Annotated in this window: 11 protein-coding genes; 9 read left to right on the top strand and 2 right to left on the bottom strand. The window is 37.5% G+C overall.

Annotated features, from left to right (window positions below; genetic code table 11):
• Positions 1-190 precede the first annotated feature (190 nt).
• Positions 191-7885 (top strand): T9SS type A sorting domain-containing protein, encoded by a 7695-nt coding sequence (locus A8B79_RS14955; protein WP_161485182.1) that lies wholly within the window; start codon positions 191-193, stop codon positions 7883-7885.
• Positions 7886-7969: 84 nt separating this feature from the next.
• Complete coding sequence (locus tag A8B79_RS14950; protein ID WP_066224268.1) at positions 7970-8167, top strand: PID-CTERM protein-sorting domain-containing protein; 198 nt, start codon at positions 7970-7972, stop codon at positions 8165-8167.
• 69 nt (positions 8168-8236) lie between these two features.
• Here A8B79_RS14950 and A8B79_RS14945 read toward each other — a convergent pair whose 3' ends face one another.
• Complete coding sequence (locus A8B79_RS14945; protein WP_066224266.1) at positions 8237-9181, bottom strand: hypothetical protein; 945 nt, start codon at positions 9179-9181, stop codon at positions 8237-8239.
• 46 nt (positions 9182-9227) lie between these two features.
• Positions 9228-11915 (bottom strand): response regulator, encoded by a 2688-nt coding sequence (locus tag A8B79_RS14940; protein ID WP_066224263.1) that lies wholly within the window; start codon positions 11913-11915, stop codon positions 9228-9230.
• 257 nt (positions 11916-12172) lie between these two features.
• On the opposite strand from A8B79_RS14940, the gene A8B79_RS14935 reads away from it, so the two are divergent.
• The 7 genes from A8B79_RS14935 to A8B79_RS14905 all read left to right on the top strand — a co-directional run bounded on the left by A8B79_RS14935 (position 12173) and on the right by A8B79_RS14905 (position 26838).
• Positions 12173-18181: a T9SS type A sorting domain-containing protein gene (locus A8B79_RS14935; RefSeq protein ID WP_066224260.1), complete on the top strand. Its 6009-nt coding sequence runs from the start codon at positions 12173-12175 to the stop codon at positions 18179-18181.
• A gap of 309 nt (positions 18182-18490) precedes the next feature.
• The gene (locus tag A8B79_RS14930; RefSeq protein ID WP_066224782.1) at positions 18491-18673 is read left to right on the top strand and encodes a PID-CTERM protein-sorting domain-containing protein; all 183 of its coding nucleotides are present in this window, start codon (positions 18491-18493) and stop codon (positions 18671-18673) included.
• Positions 18674-18841: 168 nt separating this feature from the next.
• Positions 18842-21838, top strand: a complete 2997-nt coding sequence (locus A8B79_RS14925; RefSeq protein ID WP_082894206.1) for a sensor histidine kinase — start codon at positions 18842-18844, stop codon at positions 21836-21838.
• A complete protein-coding gene (locus A8B79_RS14920) occupies positions 21831-22487 on the top strand; it encodes a response regulator transcription factor (RefSeq protein ID WP_066224254.1) in 657 nt (218 codons plus the stop codon). The genes A8B79_RS14925 and A8B79_RS14920 overlap by 8 nt, the downstream gene beginning before the upstream one ends.
• Positions 22488-22784: 297 nt before the next feature.
• Positions 22785-25697, top strand: coding sequence for a ligand-binding sensor domain-containing protein (locus A8B79_RS14915; protein ID WP_066224250.1), 2913 nt, complete (start codon positions 22785-22787; stop codon positions 25695-25697).
• The gene (locus A8B79_RS14910) at positions 25681-26331 is read left to right on the top strand and encodes a response regulator (protein ID WP_066224248.1); all 651 of its coding nucleotides are present in this window, start codon (positions 25681-25683) and stop codon (positions 26329-26331) included. The genes A8B79_RS14915 and A8B79_RS14910 overlap by 17 nt, the downstream gene beginning before the upstream one ends.
• A 156-nt stretch (positions 26332-26487) precedes the next feature.
• Positions 26488-26838 (top strand): response regulator, encoded by a 351-nt coding sequence (locus A8B79_RS14905; RefSeq protein WP_066224245.1) that lies wholly within the window; start codon positions 26488-26490, stop codon positions 26836-26838.
• Positions 26839-27000: the final 162 nt, after the last annotated feature.

Here is a 27000-nt window from a genome sequence, read left to right as displayed (position 1 = left end):
ATCAAGCTTACCAGTAACTATCATCAGGTGGCAATCTTGAACCGAATCTCATTTTATACGGTTTAAAAGGCTTAAATAAATAATTATTGAAACGTTTGTTTAGGTTTTTGACACGTCTGTTCAATATCGAAAAGGGAAATTTGTGCAATTAAAACAGTGGGACAAATTTAAACTTTTGATGATGAGAACTATGGATAAATATAATGCAGTTTTAAAGATACAATTGTTTGTATTTCTGATAATGGTAGGCTTTAGCCAAATAGTAAATGCTCAATTCTCGGGAGGGGATGGTAGCTCAGGTAATCCTTATCAAATTGCCACTGCATCAGATTTAAACAATATCAGAAATTATTTAAGCAGTTCATTTATTCTTACTGCAGATATAGATTTAAATGTGTCTCCTTATAACTCCGGATCAGGTTGGGAACCCATAGGTGGGTTCAACCCCGGATATAGATTTAATGGCTCTATAGATGGAAATGGTCATACCATAAGTAATCTCCATATAAGCAGATCCGGATACGACTATATAGGTTTGATTGGAGCAACAGATAGAGGGAGCAGTATTACAAATCTCAATCTTACTAATATAAACGTTACTGGAAGTGCAAATGTAGGTGGCCTAATTGGTTTTAACGGAGGAACAAATATTAGTTTTGTAAGTATTTCAGGATCAGTAACTGCATCATCTGGTGCATCAGGAGGAGTTACGGGGCAATCATGGGAAGCTACATTAACTAACATATCCTCTGCAGTATCTGTTACAAGTAGTTCTGATCATTCCGGAGGAATTACCGGGAACCTCTATATTTCACATATATCAGATTCGTATTCATCAGGAACAATAAACGGTTACAGAAGAGTTGGTGGTATGGTTGGGACCATGTCTAGCAATGCTTCAATTACAAGTACTGTAAACAGAAGTTATTCAACAGGATCTGTAAGTGGAAGTGTAAACACAGGTGGACTAATTGGCTACTCGTACGCAAGTACAACAACGAATAGTTTTTGGGATACGCAAACCAGCGGGCAATCTTCCAGTGCTGGAGGTACGGGGAAAACAACCTCGGAAATGAAAAATCAAAGCACATTTACAAACGCAGGTTGGAATTTTGGAGTAGTTTGGACAATTAATTCCGGCTCTTATCCTACGTTGCTTCCACCACCTGTATTTGATGGAGGGTTAGGCACTTCATCTGATCCATTTCATGTAGGTTCTGCAGATCAGCTGAATGAAGCACGAAATTATCTGACTGCTTATTTCATCCAAACAGAACATATTGATTTGTCTTCGGTAAGTAACTGGAATCCAATTGAAAATTTCGAAGGTTCTTATGATGGAAACGGTTGGATTATTTCAAATTTGACTATCAACCGATCATCAGAAGATAATGTCGGTCTTTTTGAAATCGTTGAAGAAGGAGCAATCTTGAATCGAATTGCAATTGAAAATGCCAACGTAACAGGAAGAAACTATGTGGGAACTATTGCCGGTGCTATTTATGACGATGTAACCAATAGTTACAGTACTGGTTCCGTGAACGCAATAAATCATGCCGGTGGATTAGTAGGAAGAATTGAGCAAACAGAAGCAAGTAGCATTGGTTTGGAGAGATCTTATTCTGTAGCTACTGTTTCAGCGTCAAGTTATAGTGCAGGTGGACTTGCAGGACGCTTTTATGACGGACATATTAAAGAAAGCTATGCAGCAGGAACTGTATCAGCTCCTAATGGCGCAGGAGGATTAGTGGGCGAATACAACCCGTCTACAAATTATATTACAAATTCCTATTGGGACAGAGAAAAAACAGGACAATCTACTAACAGTGGAGGAGGTTCTTCAAAATCTACACTTGAAATGTTACAAAAAGAGAGTTACTCGGGATGGAATTTTTCAAGTAATTGGGATATAAAAGAAAGAGATGAGGATGGAAGTTTATCATATCCTTATTTACGTGACCCCAGTCCAAGTTTAGTTCCCGGATTAACCACAAATACTGCTCCATTTGCAACCAATGTTTATATTAATGGGATTCATCAAGCCGGAGCTTCTCTTGTTGGTGAATATGATTATTACGATACAGATGGTGATTCGGAAACAGGCACAGTGTTTAAATGGTACCGATTTGACGATGCAGAAGGTAATGGGAAAACAACAATATCAGGTGTTTCAGGAAGAGTTTATGTAGTAAATCAATTTGATGATAACGGAAAATATATCAGTTTTGAAGTTACCGTCGGAGATCAATTCGGTCAAGGTAATATCTACGAAAGTAGTTTGATAGGGCCCGCACCTGAAGAACCTGTTTATGGAGTTTTTGATGCAGGGGCAGGGACAGAAGCTAATCCTTATCAAATTGCTACAGCAGAACAATTGAATGAAATAAGAAACTATCCGTCATTTCACTTTATTCTTACCGCGAATATTAACCTGGATGTAGCTCCTTATAACTCGGGTTCAGGTTGGGATCCTATAGGTACACAAAGCAGTCCATTTACAGGTACTTTTTATGGAGACGGTTACATTATCGATGGTTTATTTATTGACACGGAAGAAACTTACGTTGGGCTTTTCGGAAATGCCGAAAACGCAAGTATTTATAATCTAGGTTTGACTAATGTTGATATAACAGGAGAAGATTTTGTTGGAGCTTTAATCGGATTCCAATATGCAGGCCCTTCCAAGGAAAGTATCATTGAAAACAGTTACGCCACCGGAGTTGTGAACAGTTCCTATTCTGATGGAGGTGGGCTAATCGGACGAATGCAAGCATCCGGAGGAACCAATACCATTCGTAATAGTTATGCAAGAGTTCAGGTTATAGGTAAATACGGTGCCGGAGGTTTTATCGGAGCTATGAACGCTAGTAGTTCATCAAGTACGAATAGAATTTATAACAGCTATTCAACCGGTGCAGTAAGTGGTAATACAAATGTTGGAGGATTTGTAGGGCAACGGCTGGGTAGCGGGCAGAACTCTACATTTACAAGCTTTTGGGATACACAAACCAGTGGTCGGTCATCAAGTGATGGAGGAATTGGGGAAACCTCTTCCAGTATGAAAAGCCAATCAACTTATACAGCATACAATTGGGATTTTACTAATGAATGGGAAATTTCCGGTTCTGCAAACAATGGATATCCAACCGTAAAGATAAAATCGCCAATAGCGGTATTTCCCGGTTCAGGTACTATTGAAGATCCGTATCAAATTTCAAATGCTACTCAACTAAAAGCAGTAAGGAACTATCTGTCGGCTAATTTTATATTGGTAGATAACGTTGATTTGGACGTCTCACCATTTAACTCGGGCAGTGGATGGGAACCAATCGGAACTCAAACCGAACCATTCAGAGGTAGATTTGATGGAAATGATTATACAATCGATGGTTTGTTTATAGACAGATCAACGGATTATACCGGGTTATTCGGAAAAACCAGTTCTGCTCAAATTACCAACGTTCGGCTTACAAATATTGATGTAACCGGAAATGTTTATACAGGTGGACTTATAGGTCAACAGCACGCGTCCTCAAGAACATCAACTATATCTAATAGTTATGTAACCGGAACTGTAGATGGAAATACTTATGTGGGTTTACTTGTAGGAGGACAATTCGGAGAAGCGGGTGCAAATTACATACAAAATAGTTTTACAAAAGGTACAGTAGAAACATCGGTAAGATCAGGAGGCTTGGTTGGTGCACAAATTGTTACCGCAGGTGGACTAAATGACATATCTGTAAGTTACGCTGCAACAGATGTTCAGGGATCCATAGAATCTGGTGGTTTGGTTGGGTACGTTGAAGTTAATTCTTCGGGCACTAACTCAGTAAACAATAGTCTTTGGGATGAAGATGTAAGTGGCCAAACCCAGAGTCAGGGTGGTGTAGGAGTTTCTACATCTCAAATGAAAACCGAATCTACATTTTCAAATTTAGGATGGGATTTTTCTTCGAGGTGGTCTATATCATCCGGAGTTAATTCAGGATATCCGAATTTACAGAAAGATCCTGTATTTGGGGGCGGTGATGGAACTTCCGGTAATCCGTATCAAATTTCTACCGCAACACATCTCAATGAAGTAAGAAATTTTTTAACCAGTCATTTTAAACTCACAAATGATATCGATGTGGGAAATTTTGGATACAACTATCCTCAGGGATGGGATCCTATCGGTGAAAATTCTTCCGGTGCTGAATTCAGAGGTGTTTTTGACGGAAACGGATATATCATTGAAAACTTAAGGATCCGTCGTTCAACAGAAAACGTGGTAGGTTTGTTCGGGGCAATATTTGACGGTGAAGTGAAAAACGTAGGTTTGGTTGATGTTGACATCGAAGGAAAAGATATAGTAGGTGCTTTGGTGGGTATTAGTTACTCGGACGTCAAAAGCACATTTGCAACAGGGCATATTGAAGGAAGTAATCATGTAGGTGGTTTAGTTGGAATTCTCGAAAACTATAACGGCTCAACAGGAGATATTTCTGAGTCGTATGCCTTGGTTGATGTTGAGGCTGCCGGCTCTAATGCAGGTGGGCTAGTAGGTAGATTGATAAGTGGCACGATCGACGAAACCTATTCAGCAGGAGAAGTAAGAGGCAGTGGTTCAAACATCGGAGGACTAATCGGGATTAATTCTTCCGGATCAGTTTCCGATTCTTATTGGGATATTGAGACATCAGAACAATCTGGTTCGGCTCTTGGAACAGGGAAGACATCCGAAGAAATGAAGACGCAGGCAACTTTTTCAGGTTGGAATTTCAGCTCAATCTGGACACTCCAGAGTGGGCCAAAACTTAGTTATCCATACCTTCGTGAAGTAGATCCTGTGTCTAACCCTGGAGAAGAAAAAACATATGAAAATGGGTCAGGATCAACTGGCGATCCTTATCAGATTTCATCAGCAAAAGAATTAAACCGGGTGCGATTAAATAGAGATAGTGCATTCGTTCAAAGTGCGGATATTGATTTGTCTGTTTTCGATAATTGGGAGCCAATTGTAGATTTTGGAGGAAATTACAATGGAAGTGGATATTCTATAAAAGGGTTAACGATTAACAGACCCGGAACTTCAAATATTGGATTATTCGGAAGTTCATCAGGTACAATACATCGAGTTGGGTTAGATTCGGTATCTATTATCGGGGCGGGAAATACAGGAGGATTGGTAGGTTTTATGTATGGCGGCTCAGTATCAGAAAGTTACACAACGGGCTCAATTAGAGGTGGAAGTTATGCCGGTGGTATGGTAGGACAGTTACTATCATCAACAATAAGCAATTCTTACTCTCTGGCTTCTGTAGATGGTGAATCTAACACACATATTGGCGGGTTTGTAGGGATAAGAAATAACGGAACAATTATTAATTCCTATTCAGCAGGAAAAGTAACCGGAAGTGGTTCCAGAACATTAGGTTTTGTTGGGTACCGAACCGGAAGTGGAACTGCAACAGGTAACTATTGGGACGGTGAAGCCTCAGGCAAAAATGATAGTTATGATGCTACTGAAGCAACAACCCAGGAAATGAAAACACAAAGCACTTTCGGAGGGTGGAATTTTAGTTCTGTTTGGGCTATTAAGTCCGGCTATGAAGAAAGCTATCCATATTTAAGGTTTAATGAGCCCGATGAACTTCCCGGATATGAAGATTTGATTGGTTACGAAGGGGAAGGTACCGTAGCAAATCCTTTTAAGATAAAAACTCCCTTACAGTTACATGCTATTCGATTCAATATGAACAGTCATTATGAACTTGCCTCAGATATTGATTTAGACGTTGAACCTTATAATGCGGCTAGCGGTTGGGAGCCGATTGGAACTAACTCTAGTGGATCGGAATTCAAGGGAGTTTTAGATGGAAAAGGTTATACAATCAAAAATCTGTTTATAAATAGAGGTAGTTCAGACTTTAATGGTTTATTTGGTGCTACTCATAATGCTGTACTAAAAAACATATCTCTTGAAGATGTGAATATTACGGGTGATCAATATAACGGAGCATTGGTTGGTTTTAATTATTCTCAAGTTCTTAATAGTTATTCAACCGGTTCTGTTTCGGGATATAATCATACCGGCGGATTGGTTGGCGCAACTGAAAACTATAACGGCTCAAATGGATTAGTTTCTAATTCCTATTCCACAGCTTCTGTGAGCAGCTCTAATTATGGAGCATCAGGTTTAGTTGGAAGGTTGATAAGCGGAACTATTCAAAACAGTTTTGCAACAGGTAGTGTATCTGCTCCATCAGGCAACGGAGGTCTTATAGGAGAAAAAAATTCCGGAACGGTAACGAACAGTTATTGGGATACCCAGACAACCGGCCAAACGACTTCTGCTGACGGAACGGGAATGACGACAGCTCAAATGTGGAATAGTTCAAATTTTTCAGGATTTGATTGGGAAAACCATTGGGCAAAATCAGATTCGATAGGTTATCCTTATCTGAGAGAGTTTGGACACAAAAAAGTAGTTCTAAGCGGGGATGAAGGCTGGCGTTTAATGGCTGCACCATCCGGTAAACACACGTTTTCTTCGGTTTTAGGTTCGCTATGGACTCAGGGATTTACGGGTTCAAATGCTCCATCAGGAACTCCGAATGTGTTATTTTGGAATGAAGCAACAAGAAGCTGGGAACTACCAACCAATATATCAGATAGTGTTTTCGTGGGTTCAGGTTTTGCCGTATATGTTTTTAGTGATGATAACGGACCAAATGCTTCCGGGAATGTTGGTTTTCCAAAGCTCTTAACTAATAGTAATGCTCAATATCGGGGAGAAATTTCAAAAGTACTTTCATTTACTGATACTGGTAATTCCTCGAACGATGGCTGGAATTTAATTGGGAACCCCTATGGAAAATCGATTGACTGGGATGCCCAACATGGTTGGAACCGTACGAACCTTGATGCAACCTTTTATGTCTGGAGTCAAAAAGATGGTACTTATAAAAGTTGGAATGGGGTTACTGGAACTTTACAAGACGGGAAAATTGCTCCATGGCAGTCAGTTTGGGTAAAAGCTAACGGAGAATCACCCGTTCTGTCTTTATCTGATTCGGTGAGAAGTTCGGGTGGGGTTTTTGAAAAAAAGGTTTCGAATCCGCAGATACGACTAAGATTATCAAAAGGGGGTAGTTTTTCCGAATCGGTAATATTTTTTGATGAACAAGCTAAGGTTGGTAAAGACAATCTGGATGCTTTTAAATTACAGCCGTTAACAAACGAATTCCTGTCTCTTGGAACAAGCTCAGATAATGACCCAACAATGGATATTCAGGCACTTCCTTTCGGAGATAGTGATCTTGAGCTAAACTTGGATATATATGGTAATAATTTATCAGGAGACCATATGCTTGATTGGAAAACAGTAAGTATCCCTGAAGATTGGCATATTATTCTTGTTGATGAAAAGAATGAGAGCACTTACGAAATAACTGGTGCTGACACTCTTAATTTCGAACTCTTGGAATATTCAAAAGAGAGTGTAAAATCCACACAAAAACAACCTGCTTCTCCAATTCAAATACTCAGGAAAAAGAAGGGTGAAACTTCAAGGTTTAAACTTCTGATAAAGCAAAGCCAGACGGTAACCAACGAACCCGAATCCGATTTGCCACTAACTTTTGAGCTTGAACAAAACTATCCAAACCCGTTTAATCCAAGTACAACCATTGCTTATGGAGTCCCGAAAACCGGAAAAGTAACCCTGGAAGTGTTTGATATTCTGGGAAGGAAAGTAGCCACATTGTTGAACGGCGAAAACAAAACCGCCGGACGCTACACGCTAAACTTTAATGCTTCAAACCTTGCTTCAGGGATGTATATTTATCGCCTTCGAGCAGGGAATGTAGTCATGATCAAGAAATTAACTCTAATCAAGTAATCAGTTTTTAGCGTTTAGCTATTAGCTTTTGAGGTCAGTCCCAAAAGCTAATAGCTGGCAGCTAAGAGCTAAAAGCCCAACAACATGAAAACAACGCTTATAATCTTCGCTTTAATTATAGTTTTACTCATTACCACATCTTTTGTCCTTGCCCAACCAGGCCTTCCCGGTGATCCTGCCCAAGCACCAATAGATGGCGGACTTGGGTTACTGGCTGCGGCAGGTGGGGCGTATGCTTACAAAAAGCTCCGTGGCAAAAACAAAGAAGATGATTTGGGATGATGTAACACATCTGTAATTCATTTCGCTACGAATGCTCGAAATCTTCATCAGTTTAGCAAAGCGAAGTTTTTATTTAAGATTTAACTTCCCAACTTTCATGGTATTAACAGACCTTGCAATATCATGAGGAGTATAAATGATATCTGCATGCTTCCTCCAATCCGAACTTTCAGGTGAGGATGATTTTAATGGGAACTCGGATCGATCCAACAGATTAAAAAATTCAGTCCATTCATTTTTAGAATCTTCAGGCGAGAGTTGAATGCTTTCTTCTTTTTTATGAGGAATAGTAGCTAAGTTCAGAGGCTTTTCAAGTTTATATTTCCCTTCAGGCTTTGCCTGATTAAAAATAGCTGTTACGGTTTCTGAGCAAACCAATCCATTATCATTTCTGAAAGCAACAATCCTACGGATCATCTCATCGGCCATCCATTCAAATAGTTCTATAAATTTGTCATGATTTGCTTTGAATAAAAAATCGATGAGGTCCGGATCAAGAGCTTTGAGATGAGACTTTAAAAAGTTCATTACAGCATTGATCCAAGTTTCTCTTTCCCAACGAGTGATGCATAGAAAGATCATCAGAATAGCCGTGTTGTAGGAATAATTAAGGTTTTCATTCACAATTTCATCGGCAAGTGCAAGTAAAGGTTCAACGGGGTATTCCTGAGTTCCAAGAACTTGTTTACCATTTTCTACAAAACGATATACATCCGTTTCAGTTCCTTTGTAATGATCAATAGCATTTCTGCCAACACCATTTCCACCAGCTTCCACTACTCCTTTCCCATCCCAGAAGGCAGCATGGGTATAAATATCCTGATCAAAGGTTATGATCAATCCCCGAAGAATAGTGAAAGCGGCAGTCATGAATTTCTTTTGTTCTTCTTCTGACTTAGCATTGCGGAATTTCAGAATAGAAATGAATGCTTCTGCGTATCCGTCAAAACCGGGATGGCTGAATTCACAAAGCAAAAGGTCTCCGGGTTTGAGCTCATCAGGTGTGATTTTCATGTTATTTATATTTTTCTGATTAAAAGAAGTTGATTAACAAGGTATTTTAATTAGTCTGGTCTAAATATTCAGAAGGATGTTTCCCAAACCGCTTTTTATAAAGTTTAGTGAAATAACTGGGAGTAGAAAACCCGACAGCTCCGGCTATCTCGTTCAATGTTTTAACAGAATTGTTTTCCAATCTTTGACGTGCTTTCTGTAAACGTATTTCTTTAACGAATGCTCCGGCAGAAAGACCTGTGATTTTTTTTATTTCTCTGTACATAGAACTTCTGCTCATAGCAACTTCAGCTGATAGTTCTTCCATGTTAAACTGAGTATTACTTAACTTGGATTCCACTAGCTTAGTAAGTTTTTGTATAAGTTCGTCATCCAGATCTGGGTTTATATCTTGCGAAACGGATACTGTAAATTTATCCCGAACTTTTCTGAACTCAATTAAATTTTGAATCCGGCAAATAAGCTCTTCAGGATTAAAAGGCTTCACCAGATAATCATTTACCCCAAGACGTAATCCTTCCAATTGTTTATCAATCCCGGACAGTGCAGAAAGGAAAATAGTGGGTGTATCTGTAAAGTCAGTCATTTCTCTGACTTTTTTCAAAAAGGTCATGCCGTCCATCTCCGGCATCATAATGTCGCTGATGATCAGATCAGGTTTGACATTCGTAAGTTTTTGAAGGCCTTTTTTCCCGTTAGCTGCATACTGAACCTTATAGTGATTTTCTTCCAGTACAGAAACGATATAATCAGCCATATCCGGATTGTCTTCAACTAATAATATGGTGCCGGAGCTTGTTTTCGGTTGCTCAGGAGTTATTGGTTTTTCATTTTCAGTGTCTGATGTTATGCCTTTAGGGATCGTTTCAAAAGTTTCGGCGTTTTTTTCTGTGATGGGAGCATCAGCTGTAGGAAACCGAACTATGAACGTACTTCCATTTCCTGGTGAACTTTGGACATTGATAGATCCGTTTTGTAGTTCAGTGTATTCTTTAGTAATGGCAAGACCAACCCCAAGACCTTCTTTATAATCAACATTAGTTTTAGATGCACTTGTGAAGCGGTCGAAGATATGTGGTATTTCACTTTCCGGAATTCCGATTCCGTTGTCCTGAACACGGATTGAGAAAAATTCTGATTCCGAAACTAAACTCACTTTGATGATCCCACCTTTTGAGGTAAACTTGACAGCATTGGAAATAAGATTATTGATGATCTTTTCAAATTTATCTTCATCCAACTCTGCATAAACTGCTTCTTTCGGAATAGAGGTATTGAGTTTTAAGCCTTGTTCTGCAATATAACTTTCATAAGAAGCGCAAAGGATTTGCAGGTGCCCGGAGATATTTATTTTTGTAGAATGGAAAGTCAGTTGCTCAGATTCCAATCTGTTCAACTCTATAATTTGTTCTACCAGTTTTTTTAAACGTTCTGAATTTCGAAAAGAAAGTTGTAGCTGTTTATGAGTATGCTCATCAAGTTCTTTTTTGGAATTCAACAGCTGGCGGATAGGCCCTGAAATTAGTGTAATAGGCGTTCTTAATTCATGAGAAATATCCTGAAATAGTTTTGAGCGCATTTTGTGAAGACGTTCCAGTTCTTCAGTTTGCTGATGCAGTTTTTCAGTCCTTTCTCGTACTTTTTCTTCAAGCCCTTCTGTGTATTCTTTAAGTTCTACATTGGCTATTTGCAAGTTTGAGGTCATAGTATCGAAGTGTTCACTCATTACTCCCAATTCATCATACCCTTGATTTCCAATTCTATAACTAAGATTTCCTTTATTCACTTCATCAACACCTTTTAATAACCTTCTTAAAGGAAGTAATACAGTTCTGCTAAAGAAAATCGGAAACAGAGAAAGAATAACGCCGGATGAACCCAAAAGAAACCAGACATAAGGCAGAACCTGAGAATGAACTTCTCGTCGATTCTCAATAGAAATATCCTGCCCTGTCTGGAATTCGTAATCAGGTATGATCAGAAAACCTTGTAAGCCAATTATGGTGATAAATAATACTAAAGAGATTCCCACAAGCTTTATCAGCATTGTAGTACGACTTGTTAAATAGTTAACCGCTGCAGCAGTAAGCATGCAGAAAACAGTCAGATTCAGAATGAAAAAAGTCACGGTAAACAAAGCGTGTCCAATTACCTCCAATGCTCTCATAGCAGGGAAAATTGAAATAAAAATGGCCAGTATTGTAATAATAAAGAAAGCTTTATAAGCCGAGGCATTCAGCTCATTTTCACTGTGTTCATTTTGTGACACCCGATACTTTCTGTAGAAAATAGCTCCGGACCAGCATATCAAAAACAATGGGTAAGGGAGCAAGACCTGTACCATGGTGTAGTCGCCGAACCCTATATCATACATCATATAAATAGTATACAGAATTGCGGGAACCGTTAAATAGTTTACAAATAAAGTAACTCTGCGATGTTCCTTTTCGAAATTATTCTCTTTGAAGTGGTAGGCAAATTGCAGATAACAGTAAGTGAAGACAATACTGGCAATATATTGTAATGGTAGACTCAGGAGAGCCCAATCCGATACGGCAACTTCTCCAAGAAAGACTAAAATATCAAGAAGGGTATAACCGATTAAATATCTTGAAAACCATTTTACTGAGTTGGTCTTCTTAAAAAAAATAAGAATGTATCCGGTTACAATAATTGCCAGCAGTAATTTTGCAAGCATCGGAATGGATTCCGGAGTCAATAAAAAGCCGCCCATACTTTGATGAAAAATCTGTCCTTTTAATTAGGAAAGAGTATAAGGCTTTGTGAGAAAAAGTCCATTGAAATTCTAAAATAACTTAAATCATGATAGCTATAATATAACCGTATAAAAATAAAAATAGCCTTTATGGTGTATTAAAAGTACAAACTTGACACGATTGTTCAGGTTTTTGACACGTTTGTTTTAGGTGATGCATATAGCTTTGTGGAGGAAAATGAGTCAATAGACTCTTAATAATTCATAAAGCTGAAATGAAAAAAGAATACGTTTTACGGTTAAAAGGAAAAGAGAAATTACTACAAAAGTTAAGTAAGGCTGTCAGGTACATCATGCTGGTCTTCATTCTGATCTTAATGCAGAAAGAAGTTTCAGCCCAGTTCGCCGGTGGTGATGGCTCTTCGGGAGATCCTTATCAGATAACAAATCTTACAGAACTAAACGAGGTAAGAAATAATGATTCCTGGGGAGTTCATTTTATACTGATGAATGATATTGATGCCCGAGATACTAAAAATTGGAATAATGGACAGGGTTGGGAACCAATAGGTACCGCTGATTCACCAAATTGGTACAGAGCTAGTTTTGATGGAAATGGACACGTTATTTATGGGCTTTATATTAACAGGGCGGGAACTGACTATGTTGGTTTATTTGGTCATATCAGTGGAGGCAGTAATGTAATTAGTGTAAAAAACCTTGGTTTGGTTGATGTAGATATTACAGGGGATGAATATGTTGGTGCTCTTGCAGGGCATCTGAACGGTACAGTTGAGTATATTTTCTCAACAGGAGAGCTTAATGGTAGAAATCATACCGGTGGTTTGCTTGGAACTATGTTGGGTGGAATTGGCGCTAATCTGAAATATTCATACTCCCATGCTAAAACTAATTCTTCTAATTATGGTGCTTCCGGGTTAGTTGCACGATTACAAGGAGGTACAATTTTAAATAGTTTTTCGACCGGAGTTGCAAGTGCACCCAATGGTGGAGCAGGTGGCTTAGTGGGGGAGCAAAACTCCGGAACCGTTACTAATAGCTTTTGGGATACAGAGAGTAGCGGGTTGGCTACAAGTGCAGGACAAGGAACGGGGAAAACGACAGCGGAAATGCAAACACAATCTACCTTTTCCGGAGCAGGATGGGATTTTAGCTCTAATTGGGAAGTTACAGATGTATATAACTTTGGATATCCAATGCATCAAATAACAAAGAAATATGGTGGTGGTTCAGGAACTTCCGGAGATCCCTATTTAATTAAAAACACATTCCACCTTAGGAATATATATGACAGCAACACATATGAATACAAGCTGGTTCATGATATTGACTTAAATATTTATCCATTCAATTCAGGGAAAGGATGGAAGCCGATTGGCACAAACTCATCAGGACAAGAATTTCACGGGCGTTTTGATGGAAATGGGAAAAAAATAAAAAATCTGTACATAAACCGACCTACAGAAAATTTTGTGGGATTATTTGGAACCACCAGATACGGGTACATCAAAAAAGTAGGATTTGAAAATGTAAATGTTACAGGGAAAGATTATGTAGGTGCCATAACCGGAATAAATTACACACATCTTTCTGAAAGCTATAGTACAGGTTCAGTAACAGCTGAAAATCATGCCGGTGGGCTTACAGGCTTATTAGAAACTTACACCAGTGCAGGCGAAATTAGTAATTCATATTCTCTTGCATCAGTTACGGCCACATCTACAAGTGCCGGTGGGCTTATTGGTAGATTTCTATCAGGAGATATTGCCAAATCATACGCAGTCGGATCGGTTTCAGCTCCTTCAAATGTTGGTGGACTTGTTGGAATGTATCAATCAGGAACTGTTGCCAATGATGTATTCTGGGACACTACAGCTACTGGGCAAACAAGCAGTTTGGGCGGCGGTGTAAGCAAAACGCTTCAACAGCTTAAAACAAAAAGTACATACACCGATGCCGGTTGGGATTTCAGTTCGGTATGGAATATAGTAACCGGAGATTCTACCAGTTATCCATATCTGGTTAGCACAGAACAAAATCCTCCTCCCGGCAAACAGTTTAAAATTATTAATTATGCAGGAGGGTTGGGTACGATTGCGAATCCATATCTTATTAGCACGCCTCAACAATTAGATAGTGTTAGATATCATCTTACTGCTCACTTCAAATTGACCTCAAATATTGATCTGAATGTTTCACCTTTTAACACAGGAGAAGGTTGGGAACCTATTGGAACCAATAGTTCAGCTGAAGAATTTTCGGGTTCACTGGATGGTGATGGGTTCAAAGTTCAAAATCTATTTATAAATAGACCTTCCACTGATTATAATGGAGTTTTCGGAGCAACTAAAAACGCTGTGATAAAAAATATTGGTGTAGAAGATGTAAATGTAACGGGTGAAGAATATGTAGGAGCTCTGGTTGGTATAAACTATTCTGAAGTAAGAAATAGTTACTCAACGGGTTCTGTGAAAGGTGTTAATCATACAGGTGGTTTAGTTGGTGGGTTAGAGACCTGGGATGGCTCAACTGCACTAGTTATTAATTCTTATTCTACTGCTTCTGCATACAGCTCTAATTTTGGTGCAGGAGGCTTGGTTGGTCGCCAACTAAGCGGAACGATCGAGCATAGCTATGCGGCAGGCGAGGCTTTTGTTCTATCCGGAAGCGGGGGTTTAATTGGCGAGAAAAATGCAGGAACAGTTGCAAACAGTTATTGGAACAATGAGTTTATATGTCAGGAAAGTTCAGCAGGTGGTTCTGAACTTTCAGTTACTCAGCTTATGCAACAAGCATCTTTTTCTGAGTGGGATTTTTCTACAGTTTGGAATATTGATGCAAACAGCTCTTTCCCTTATTTGAGAACAAATGAGCAAATTAACCATCCCACTTCAGGGCAAAGTAGTTTCGTTAAATTTTTTAATGGAGGGTGTGGAACAGAAACAAAACCTTTTCAAATTGCCACAGCTACACAACTCGACAGTGTGCGTCATGTAAGAGATAAATATTTTACACAAACTGCAGATATAGATTTAGATGTCTCTCCATTTAATTCTGGTGAAGGGTGGCTGCCCATCGAAAACTATTTCGAAGGAAGTTATAATGGGAATGGATTTCAAATATTAAACCTGTTCATCAATCGCCCCGGCACTAATTTAGTTGGGTTGTTTGCCAGAATAAATTCTAATGCGACTTTAAAAAATATGAAAGTTGATAGTGTGGATGTTACCGGACGAGATTATACAGGTATTTTAGCAGGACAAATAGCGGACTCAGATATAACCAATGTTAAAGTCTCGGGATCTGTAGTTGGAAATTACGATACAGGCGGGCTGTCAGGATATAGTTTTAGAGCTGATATTGATAGTTCGTTCAGTAATGTAAACATTACTTTGACTGGATTTCGAGGAGGAGGGTTAATAGGGCGTGCTAATTATGGAAATGTAACCAATAGCCATTCTACGGGATCAATATCCGGTAGAAGTGAGGTTGGGGGGCTCATTGGAACTGGATTTTCTACCAATATAAGCCAATCTTATTCTGAATCTGAAGTATTAGTAAACAATGGGGTTTATGCAGGCGGTTTTATTGGGTACGGAAACAGAACTACAATCTCCAACAGCTATGCCACGGGGTCAGTTACTACAAACAATAATTATGTAGCAGGGTTTGCCGGAAGAACTTATTCTGGAAGTATCACAAATAGCTTTTCCAGCGGAAAAGTTACCGGTGTAAGTAGTTCGGCTTTAGGGTTTATCAGTTATAGACAAGGTACACCAGTTAATAACAGTTACTGGAATACAGAGACCAGTACAAGATCGAGCTCGAATGGAGGGAGCGGACTCACAACTAAACAAATGAAAGACCAATCATCATTTAATGGCTGGGATTTTTCCGGTGTGTGGGGAATACAGGAGTATTATGCCTATCCATACTTAAAAAATAATGAACAAACACCTCATCCCGGTTATGAGGAATTAAAAGAATTATTGGGTGGTGGTTTTGGGATTGAATCCAATCCTTACAAAGTAGCTACAGCCGTTCATTTAGACAGCGTACGTTATTTCATGGATGCCCATTTTATTCAGGTAGCAGATATTGACATGAACGTAGCCCCATTCAACCAAAATTCAGGCTGGAATCCAATTGGTACTAACGGGTCCGGGAATGAGTTTTCCGGTACTTATGATGGAAATGGTTTCAAAATTTCAAGTCTTTTCATAGACAGAAGCAGTTCCAACTTTATAGGCTTATTTGGAGCTACTCACGATGCTATTCTTAAAAATATTGCTCTTGAAAATGCAGATATAACCGGAGATGAATACACAGGAGCGCTGGTAGGAATTAATTACTCTGAGATTAGAAATAGTTATTCAACAGGGACAGTTACCGGATACAATCATACCGGAGGATTGGTTGGAGCTAATGAAAACTATAATGGATCTAATGGGTTGGTCACAAATTCTTATTCAACAGCTTCTGCTACAAGTTCTAACTATGGTGCATCTGCATTAGTAGCGAGGTTAATAAGTGGAACTATCGAAAATAGTTACGGAACAGGAAGTGTATCCGCGCCATCTGGAAACGGAGGCTTGATTGGCGAGAAAAACTCAGGCGCGGTAACGAATTCATATTGGGATACAGAAACCACCGGGCAATCCTCTTCTGCTGACGGAACAGGCTTAACAACTGCTCAAATGAAGCAAAGAAATTCTTTTTCAGGATTTGATTTTACTGATACCTGGTATATCGAAGAAGGGTCAGGATATCCAAAATTACAGGAAACAAAATACAACGAACTTATAATTACCGGAGCTGAAGGCTGGAGAATGCTAAGTTCTCCAGTTTCAGGAGCGTCATTTGGAACTTTATTAGATTCTTTATGGACACAGGGCTTTACAGGAGCGGATGTTTCTCATGGAAATTCCAACGTTTATACATGGAGCGAATCAGCCAGATCTTTTCAACCAATTACCAATGCCAATGAAGTGCCAGCGTCCGGTACAGGATTTTTAACTTTTGTTTATTCTGATGATGACAATGATGGGAACCCGGAAGGTTTTCCCAAAAAACTAATAAACAGCGCAAGTAAGTTTAATGGTCAGGCTTCACCTTCAGTATCATTTACAGATTCAGGTGTTATGGCAAACGACGGTTGGAATCTGGTTGGAAACCCATATGGAACTTCCATTAATTGGGGAGCACAGAGCGGTTGGAATAAAAAGAATATAGATGCGACCTATTATGTTTGGAGCGATTCAGCTAACAACGGAAATGGTTCTTATCTGAGTTGGAACGGTATTACAGGAACTTTAGAAAATGGGATGATAGCCCCATGGCAAGGTTTTTGGATAAAAGCACATTCAACTTCACCGGAATTTTCAATTAATGATTCCACCAAAAATTCAGGTGGTAATTTGATGAAAGTCTCAGAAGCATCTACAATAAAACTCAAAGCTAAAAGTGATGATATGAGTTCACAAGGAGTAGTTTTGTTTTATAAAGATGCGGTTCCTGAAAAAGACCAATATGATGCCTATAAACTTCAACCTCTTTCCAGTGAATATTTAAGCTTATTCAGTTCTTTTCCTCTGGAAGTTGACGAGGAAAACACACAATTGGATATTAATGCTTTGCCCGATCACCTTTCCGGAATGTGGGAGCTGCCTGTTGATGTGGATCTGAGTATCTCTGATACCTCTAAAACACAAACTGAAATAACTTTATCATGGGAACTGAATAAACTGCCCGAAAGTTGGAGTCTCATACTTTTTGATCAACAAGAAGATGAACAATATGATCTTAATGATGTTGCAGAGATTACATTTGTTGTAAATCATGAAAAAAGATCAAAATCTATTGATGTTAGAAACCTGATTCCTATTCAAAGAGGAGGGCCTAAAGTAATGAAATCGAAATCGGATAATGAGAGTAGGTTTATACTTCAGATTAGTGCCGGAGAAGCAGTTTCCTATGAAGAGGAAGCACAACTTCCTGTCATAGTAGAGCTGTCTCAAAACTATCCGAATCCATTTAACCCGACTACAACTATTGGATACGGAGTTCCTGAAAACGGGGAAGTAACTCTGGAAGTATTTGATATTATCGGCAGAAAAGTTGCAACACTAATGCGTGGTGAACACAAAACAGCCGGTCGTTACACTATAAATTTTGATGCTTCCAATTTAGCGAGTGGCATGTATATATATCGTTTACAGGCTGGTAGCTCAGTTATCACAAAAAAATTAACCCTTATTAAATAAAAGACATTAGACACAAGACCTTAGATGTAAAAGAAGTCTACATCTAAGGTCTTAAATCTTACATCTATATCAATTATGAAAACACTTGAAAGTATACTGAAGTCCATCTCAATAGAAAATGATTGTTGCAATAGTTGCAAAGTCAAAGAAGGTGCCGAACATCCTATTAAAGGCTTAATAGTTCAGCTTAATTCGATTCCTGGTGATCCGGATTATATAAAGTATTGTCAGATATGTCTGATACATCATTCAAAAAAAACTCAAAAAGAAAAGAAAAAAGACATGATTCAATTGGTGAAAAAATTCGGAATGCGTTGTTCTGTTCTATTGATAAACTTGTTAATCTTTACCGAATTGGTACTAGCTCAACCCGGACTTCCCGGAGATCCTGCCCAGGCTCCGATTGATGGAGGATTAGGCTTACTTGCAGCTGCCGGTGGAGCATACGCTTATAAAAAATTACGTGGTAATAAGAATGATGAGTTAGATTAAAAATTTCCTTCAAGCCTTTTTTAGAATCCCTGGTGATAATGGTCTCGCTGGGTGAATTCGGTATTTCTCAATTCGTATTAATAAGAAATAAAATGTGGTATTGATCAGCTGATTAGGGTTTTAGTTTGTATTTGAGTTTCTCTTAATTATCTTCTGAAAACTTTTTCTATGATGCGACAGTTGTCAGTTTTTCTTTTATCAATTCTGCTTATTCAAGGGCTTTCGCAAATTTCATTATTTTCTCAGATTCCTAATTCTGAAGACTATGTAGTTACGCATTTCGGTATGGAAGATGGCCTTCCTCAAAACTCTATTAATGCGATTGAACAATCAAATGATGGATATATCTGGATAGCTACATTTTCAGGGCTGGTAAGATTTGACGGGAAAAATTTTAAAACATTTAATCTTATTAATACACCATGCCTGATCTCTGATGAATTCTATGATTTATTTATTTCATCTGATAACAGTATTTGGTTGTTGCCTTCAACAATGAATACAATAGTTACCAGGTTTAAAGATGGTAAATGTAAAAGCTTCAAAATTGCTGATGGAATTCAAGGACCCTTAAATTTTATTGAAAGTAATGATGGCTCGATGTGGATTAATACCTTTGACAAGTCGTTTAAGTTTAACGGCGATGATCTCGAATCAGTACTTCCAACTGCTGAAGGAGAAATTATTAAAAGTGCACTCAATAGTTCTGATGGTAGTTGGTATAGCTTAAATAAAAATCTGTACAGAATTTTTAACGGATCTCCAGTATTAGTGTACAATAATATACCTAATGAAAGTTCAGCTCATAGTTATGTCAGGAACCATCCTACTAAAGACCGTACAATTTTAGTTGGTACACAGAATAAAATCATTGAGTATGAACACGAAGGTAATCTTACACAAAAAGAGATTTATCTTCTCCCATATAACCATTTTTTAGATTTAGAGGTCGATGATTTCAATAATCAGTATGCAATTACTGCAGAAGGAATAGCAGTAAAGGAAGAGAATAATTTTGTCCCGTTTGAACCATTCGGAAAGCAATCAAATATTCGAATTAAATCTATTCTTCATGATAACGAAGGAAATTATTGGATTGGTACAGATGGAGATGGCTTATTCAGGTTTCGAAAAAAGTTTATTTCAATGATTGATAAAAAAGTTGGTTTAGATAATGAAAAGATGCTATCAATAACGCGAATTGATAACGGGAAAATGTTGTTTTCAACTAATTGTACAGGCATTTATGAGTGGGAGAATGGGCAAGCTACACTTTCAAAAGTACATGATTATTTGCCAATAGGTTGTTATTGGTCCGTATTTCAGGATTCCCGGGGCAGGATGTGGTTCGGATCAGGTGAACCTTATATGGCTAATGAGTACGGAAAACCTGTAACTAAATTTGGGTTGGAGCAAGGATTTGATGGTTATGCTGTATTTGCTATTACAGAGCACAGTAATGGATACGTTTGGGTAGCTTCTTCTCAAGGAATTTATATTTATGATGGAACCAAACTGATTAGGAAGGTTACAGAAGCAGATGGGTTATACTACAGTGATTCAAGAGTAATGTTTGAGGATGATGATGGAACAATGTGGGTAGGTACTAATGGGGGTTTACATACAATCAAAGATTACAAAGTTTCCAGAATACCTTTAGTAGATGAATCGGGATCTGAATTTATGGATCAACCTAATATTCGGACCATACATAAAGATATTGATGGTATCTATTGGATTGGAACATATGGAGATGGTTTATTCAGAATAAAAAATGAGGAAGTATTTCGTTTCACTACAGAACAAGGATTGTTTGATAACACATCCTCGCATATTATAGAAGATGATGAGGGCAATTTTTGGATGGGCAGTAACCGTGGAATTCATAGAGTTAGCAGAGAGAACTTGAATAAAGTAGCTGATGGGGAACAGGATGAGATTGTTTCGTACTCATATGGAAGTGTTGATGGAATGAACTCACCTGAAACGAATGGTGGATTTCAGCCTAGCTACATAGTAGAAGAAAACGGGGACTTTTTGTTACCAACAGTAGCAGGTGTTGCTAAAGTCTCAATAAAAGAGGTTGAAGTAAATAAGGTTCCGCCTCCTATATATATCGAAAGCGTCAGGACAAGTGAAGGCGAACTAAAAGAAAATAAAAACATTCAGCTATCTCATAATGAAGCCTTCTTGGAAATTCAATATAGCGCAATTAATTTTACAAACCCCGATAAGGTAAAATTCCGGTATCGCTTAGAAGGGTTGAATGATAATTGGATTGAAGTTGGAAACAGAAGAGAAGCTTTATATTCTAAAATTCCCCCGGGAGAATATAAATTCAGGGTTATAGCAAGCAATAACGATGGGTTTTGGAATGATGAAGGAGCTTCATTGGATGTTATAGTAACTCCTCCTTTCTGGAATACAGCGTGGTTCTATTCTATTATTTGTTTGTTGGTAATTGGCGGAGTTGGACTTTTCTATTATCGAAGAGTTGAAAACCTAACGAGTGAAAATGAGCGCCAAAAAAGATTTACAGAACAATTAATAGAATCACAGGAATCAGAGAGAAGGCGAATAGCGTCTGAACTGCATGATGGGTTAGGTCAACAGATACTTGTTATCAAAAACAGACTAGAATTGGCTAAAAAGAAAAGCGGAAATAAAATTGAATTAGAGGGTGAACTTGATGAGATTATGCAAAGTGCGGTAATCTCAATAAGCGAAGTTCGAAGTATTTCACATGGTCTTCGACCTGTACATTTAGAAAAATTTGGTTTAACCGAAGCTATCGAAAATCTTTGCGCAGAACTTCAAGACACGATTTCAATTGAATGGAGTTACCATATTGATGATGTTGACGGAGCAATCCATGAAAATAAGGAGATTCATTTTTATCGGGTAATTCAGGAAGGGGTAAAAAATATTATAAAACATTCTTCAGCCGAAGAGGCTTCAGTATTGATAAAAAGAACAGAAAATACTATCTCAGTTACAATATGGGATGATGGAAAAGGCTTTGATTTAAAAGCGAACGGTATATCAGAAGGCCTTGGGTTTTTAGGGATGCGAGAACGCATTCAGTCGCTCGGTGGTAACATTGATATACAATCTGTAACTAGGAAAGGAACTACAATTAAGATCGAAATCCCTATTGATGAATAAGGAAAATAAAATATTAATTGTTATTGCAGATGATCATGCTCTTATCCGAAAAGGATTAAAACAAGTGCTGGATTCAGAGCCGAATATAGAAACTTATGAAGCTGAGAATGGTGAACAGGCCTTGGAATTCATTCGTGAACAAAAACCTCAGATCGCTATACTTGATATTGAAATGCCTAAAATGTCAGGTTTCGATGTGGCGAAACAAGTTCAAAATGAATCGATCAATATTGACGTCATTTTTCTAACCATGTTCAAAGATGAATCTTTATTCAATAAGTCGATGGATATCGGTGTAAAAGGATATGTTCTGAAAGAAAATACAGTTTCAGAAATCATAAACTGTATACACACGGTTGTAAAAGGGAGTTACTATTTAAGTCCTGAGATCTCTGATTTTTTAATAAAGCGAAATAATAGATTAGCAAGTTCAGCCACCGACAAATCAGGTATAAGTTTACTTACTCCTTCTGAAAAAAATATGCTCAGAATGGTAGCTATGATGAAAACCAATCAGGAAATTGCTGAAGAACTGAACATTAGTATTAAAACTGTTCAAAATCACCGAAGTAATATTTGTAATAAGCTCGATCTAAGCGGAGCACACGCCCTTCTGAAATTTGCCGTTGAGCATAGCTCAGGGTTCTAATTTTATATAGGTACTTATACCTATTAAATTGAGCACTCCTTCCTATTGTAAAATGGCCTTGCAAGAGTAATATTATATCAAAGTACATAAGAGTACAGGGTTAACTTTGCACTGATTAAAAGCTTTACAAAGTTCAATTAATAGGGAGGTCATGAAAAAAACAAAACGATTTTATACGAAAGCGTTTTTGAGATGATATCAATACGTATACAACCTATAATATTGGTAATATTTTGCATTCTGTTAACAGCATTTCCGCATTTCTTATTTTCTCAAATATCACATTCAGATAATTATGTGATCACAAAATTTGGTTTAAAAGAAGGGCTACCACAAAGTTCAGTAAACGACATTATTCAAACCAGAGATGGGTATATCTGGCTGGCTACATTTGGAGGTCTTGTCCGTTTTGACGGAAACTCATTTACAACTTTCAATAGATCAAACTCAGAGGGATTGGTATCAGACCGGATACTAAACTTACATGAAGACAGAACAGGTAAGATCTGGATAAGCACAGAAAGTGGTTTTGCCGAATACAAAGATGGAAAATTCAAAACTCATCAAATAAATAAAACAGGACAAATTATAAATCCTAAACGAGTGCTCGAAGACAAAGCGGACAGGATTTGGATTTTGGCAGATGGGACTCCTTATTTCTATAACGGAGATTCATTTATAGAAACGAAAATGATTGATAGAGAAGAGCTTGTCCAAAAAGTGCGTGAAGATACTACGGGAGTTCTTTTAGGATATGAGAATAAGATCATGCATACTTTAAATGATTCAATAATCCTTATAAAAGACTTTAATTCTTTACTTGGAAGTGAAATTATAGATGTAAAGGAATACCCGAAAAACTCCGGTATCATTTATATAGCTACAGCCAGGCATGGGTTAGCTAAATATGAAAATAAAGAGCTTACTTTTTTTGATATAAAAGATGGACTCACTTCAAATTTCATTAAAAGACTTTTTGTAGATCAGGATAGTACTTTTTGGGTAACTACTTATAATGGCATAAGCAGGTGGAAAGGGGATCGTTTTGAGGAATTTAATCCTATAAATACCGATCATGAGATCAACTACACGAAAATTTTTAAAGATAATCAGGGAACTTTTTGGCTAGGCACCTTAGGAGAGGGAGTGTTTTCAGCAAAGCCTTCTAATATTAGTACTATTGGAAAAGATGAGGGATTCGAAAATGACATTATGCTTTCACTCAGCCAGCTAAGTGATGGACGTAGTTTATTTTCAACTAATTGTGGTGGAATTTATGGGTGGAGCAAAAATAAACTAACATATTCGGTTGTTAATACTCATTTACCAAATCTTTGTGTGTGGTCAATATTCGAGGACTCCAAAAACCGTGTTTGGTTTGGTGCAGAGGAATTGTATAGGATTAATTCTACTGATCTTGCTGTCCCTGGTAAAAAAATTACTTCAGACGACGGGTTTAATGGATTTGTGATTTCCTCAATGCTGGAAGATTCGAAGGAAAATATATGGATCGGAGCTTTAAACGGATTATTTAAATATGATGAAGTAGGGTACAAACACTTTTCCATTGGAGAGGGACTTTCCAGTAATGACGTTAGATCTATTTACGAAGACTCTAATGGGATTTTATGGGTGGGGACTATTTCAGGATTAAATAAAATTAAGAACGAAGAAATTACTCATGTAAGTTTGCAACCGAAATCAGAGAATAAATTGGAGAACGAACCATATATCCGAGCAATTTATGAAGGTGTAGAGGGAGATTTATGGATGGGTAGCTACGGAAATGGATTATTCAGACTAAAAGATGGAGAGGTTTGTAATATTACAACTCAACATGGGCTTTTTGACAATATCGTTTCTCATTTAGTAAAAGATGAAAACGAAAACTTTTGGATGGGCAGCAACCGGGGGATTTTCAGGGTTCCAATATCTTCGGCTTCGTCTTTTTGCGATGGCAAAAGTAACTCAGTTCAATCAATTTCTTACGGTGAGGAGGATGGAATGATCTCGGTAGAAACGAACGGTGGTTTTCAACCCAATTTAGTTCAGGATTCATCGGGCAACATTTATTTCCCTACTGTTGGGGGTGTAGCTGTAGTATCTACCAGAGATGTTAAAATAAATACTATTAAACCTCCTGTTTATATAGAACATATAAAAGGTGTTAAGGATGATATTCCAATTACAAATACTATTGAGTTACAGCATGATGAATCATTTCTTGACATAAGGTATACCGCAATTAATTTTGATAAACCGGAAAGAACACGTTTTAAGTTTATGCTGGAAGGATTGAATGATAATTGGATTGAGGTTGGAAACAGAAGGCAAGCTTTATATTCTAAAATTCCACCGGGAGATTATACATTTAAAGTAATCGCAAGTAACTCAGATGGTGTATGGAATAATGTAGGAGCTTCTTTAGATATTACAGTGACTCCTCCTTTCTGGAATACGGGTTGGTTTTATGCTTTGATTAGTTTACTGATTATTGGAGCAGTTGGTTTTGTTTATTATCGAAGAGTTGAAAACCTAACGAGTGAAAATGAGCGCCAAAAAAGATTTACAGAACAATTAATAGAATCACAGGAATCAGAGAGAAGGCGAATAGCGTCTGAACTACATGATGGACTAGGACAACAAATACTTGTAATTAAGAACAGAGTTGAGTTAGCTAAAAATCAAGTAAATGATCCTAAACAAATTACCGAAGAACTCCTGCACATTACTAAAAGTGCAGAAATTTCAATTCAGGATGTTCGAAATATTTCCCATGCACTCAGGCCTGTGCATTTAGAAAGATTTGGATTAACAGAAGCTTTGAATAATTTAGCTGAACAATTACAGAACTCTACTCAGATAGAATGGAGTTATCATGTGGATAATATAGATAACGCTATCGCTAAGGATAAGGAAATCAATTTTTATAGAGTTATACAAGAAGCAACAAATAATATTTTAAAACATTCGAATGCTTCAGAGGCAACTGTAATCGTGAAAAAAAGAACAAATTCTGTTAAAGCAATTATCTGGGACGATGGAAGAGGGTTCGTTGAAAAACAAAAGAAAATTTCTAGTTTGGGTTTCTTAGGTATGAAAGAGCGAATCGAAACATTGAAAGGGACATTAGATATTCAGTCCCGTTTGATGGAAGGGACAACAATAAAGATAGTGATACCGGTTATATCGTATGAAAAAAAAGACTAAAATTTTAATTGCGGATGATCATTCTTTAATTAGAAATGGTTTACTGCAAGTACTGGAAAGTAATTCTGAACTTGAAATAATAGAAGCAGAAAATGGAAAAAATGCTCTCTTATTAATTCAATCCGAAAAACCGGATATTGCTATCCTTGATATTGAAATGCCTGAAATGAGTGGATTTGAAGTAGCAGAAAAAGTAAAATATCAAGGTCTGGCAATCGATCTGATTTTTCTGACAATGCTAAATGATGAAACAATGTTCAATAAAGCAATGGATATTGGAGTAAAAGGATATGTTTTAAAAGAAAATACCGTCAGCGAAATATCAAATTGTGTTGAAAAAGTTTTAGGGGGCAATTATTATATAAGCCCTTCTTTATCAGGGTTTTTGATTCGGAGAAACGATAACTCAGCTTCTTCAGCAACTCACAAAAGTGGATTGCATTTACTAACTGCTTCGGAAAAAAAGATACTTAATTTAGTTTCAGAGATGATGACGAGTCAAGAAATTGCTCAAGAATTGAACATTAGCATCAAGACAGTACAGAATCACCGTAGTAATATCTGTTCTAAACTGGAATTAAGTGGCACACATGCTCTTCTAAAATATGCAATGGAAGTAACGAAGACATTGTAATTTCGCATTTCTCATTTAATACATAGGTATAATTACCTATATATTTAGGTACTCTCTCCCATTGCTAATTGAACTCAATCGAATCAATTTGCCTCTTTAAAGTCTGGGTCCCTTGACCTAAAGAAAGAATTGATAAATACAAATCCGGTCAGGTTAATGAAAATAATGATAGTTGATGACCATGCTTCAATGCGAAAGCTGATAAAAACTATAGTTCTTTTTTCTTGTAAAGAAGTTGTCGAATGCATTGAATACGAGAATGGGGAAGATGCTGTAGCTAATTATATGACAGTTAAACCGGACTATATACTAATGGATGTTGAAATGGGAAAAATGAGTGGTTTTGAGGCCACAAAACTCATTCTGAAACAGAATAATAAAGCTAAAATTGTTATTGTGACCGGTAATGATGCTCGTTTGTCTAGAGAAAATGCAAAAAAAGTAGGAGCAATTGGATTTGTCTCAAAAGATAACCTTTCAGGAATTAAGGAATATCTAAAATTTTAAATTCTGATCTTGGGCTAATATCCCTGTTTTATGTTAGTCCGGTAAATTTGTAGGTACTTCTACCTAGATTATTGAGTACTCCTTCCTATAGAAAAAATATAAGAGAATTTATACTCTAAATACTTAAGGGGTATATAATAGAAAAGCCTTTAGAGCTGCTTT

It is taken from the genome of Balneola sp. EhC07 (assembly GCF_001650905.1).
Classification (GTDB): Bacteria; Bacteroidota; Rhodothermia; order Balneolales; family Balneolaceae; genus Balneola.
This window is presented reverse-complemented; position numbering and strand designations above follow the sequence as displayed.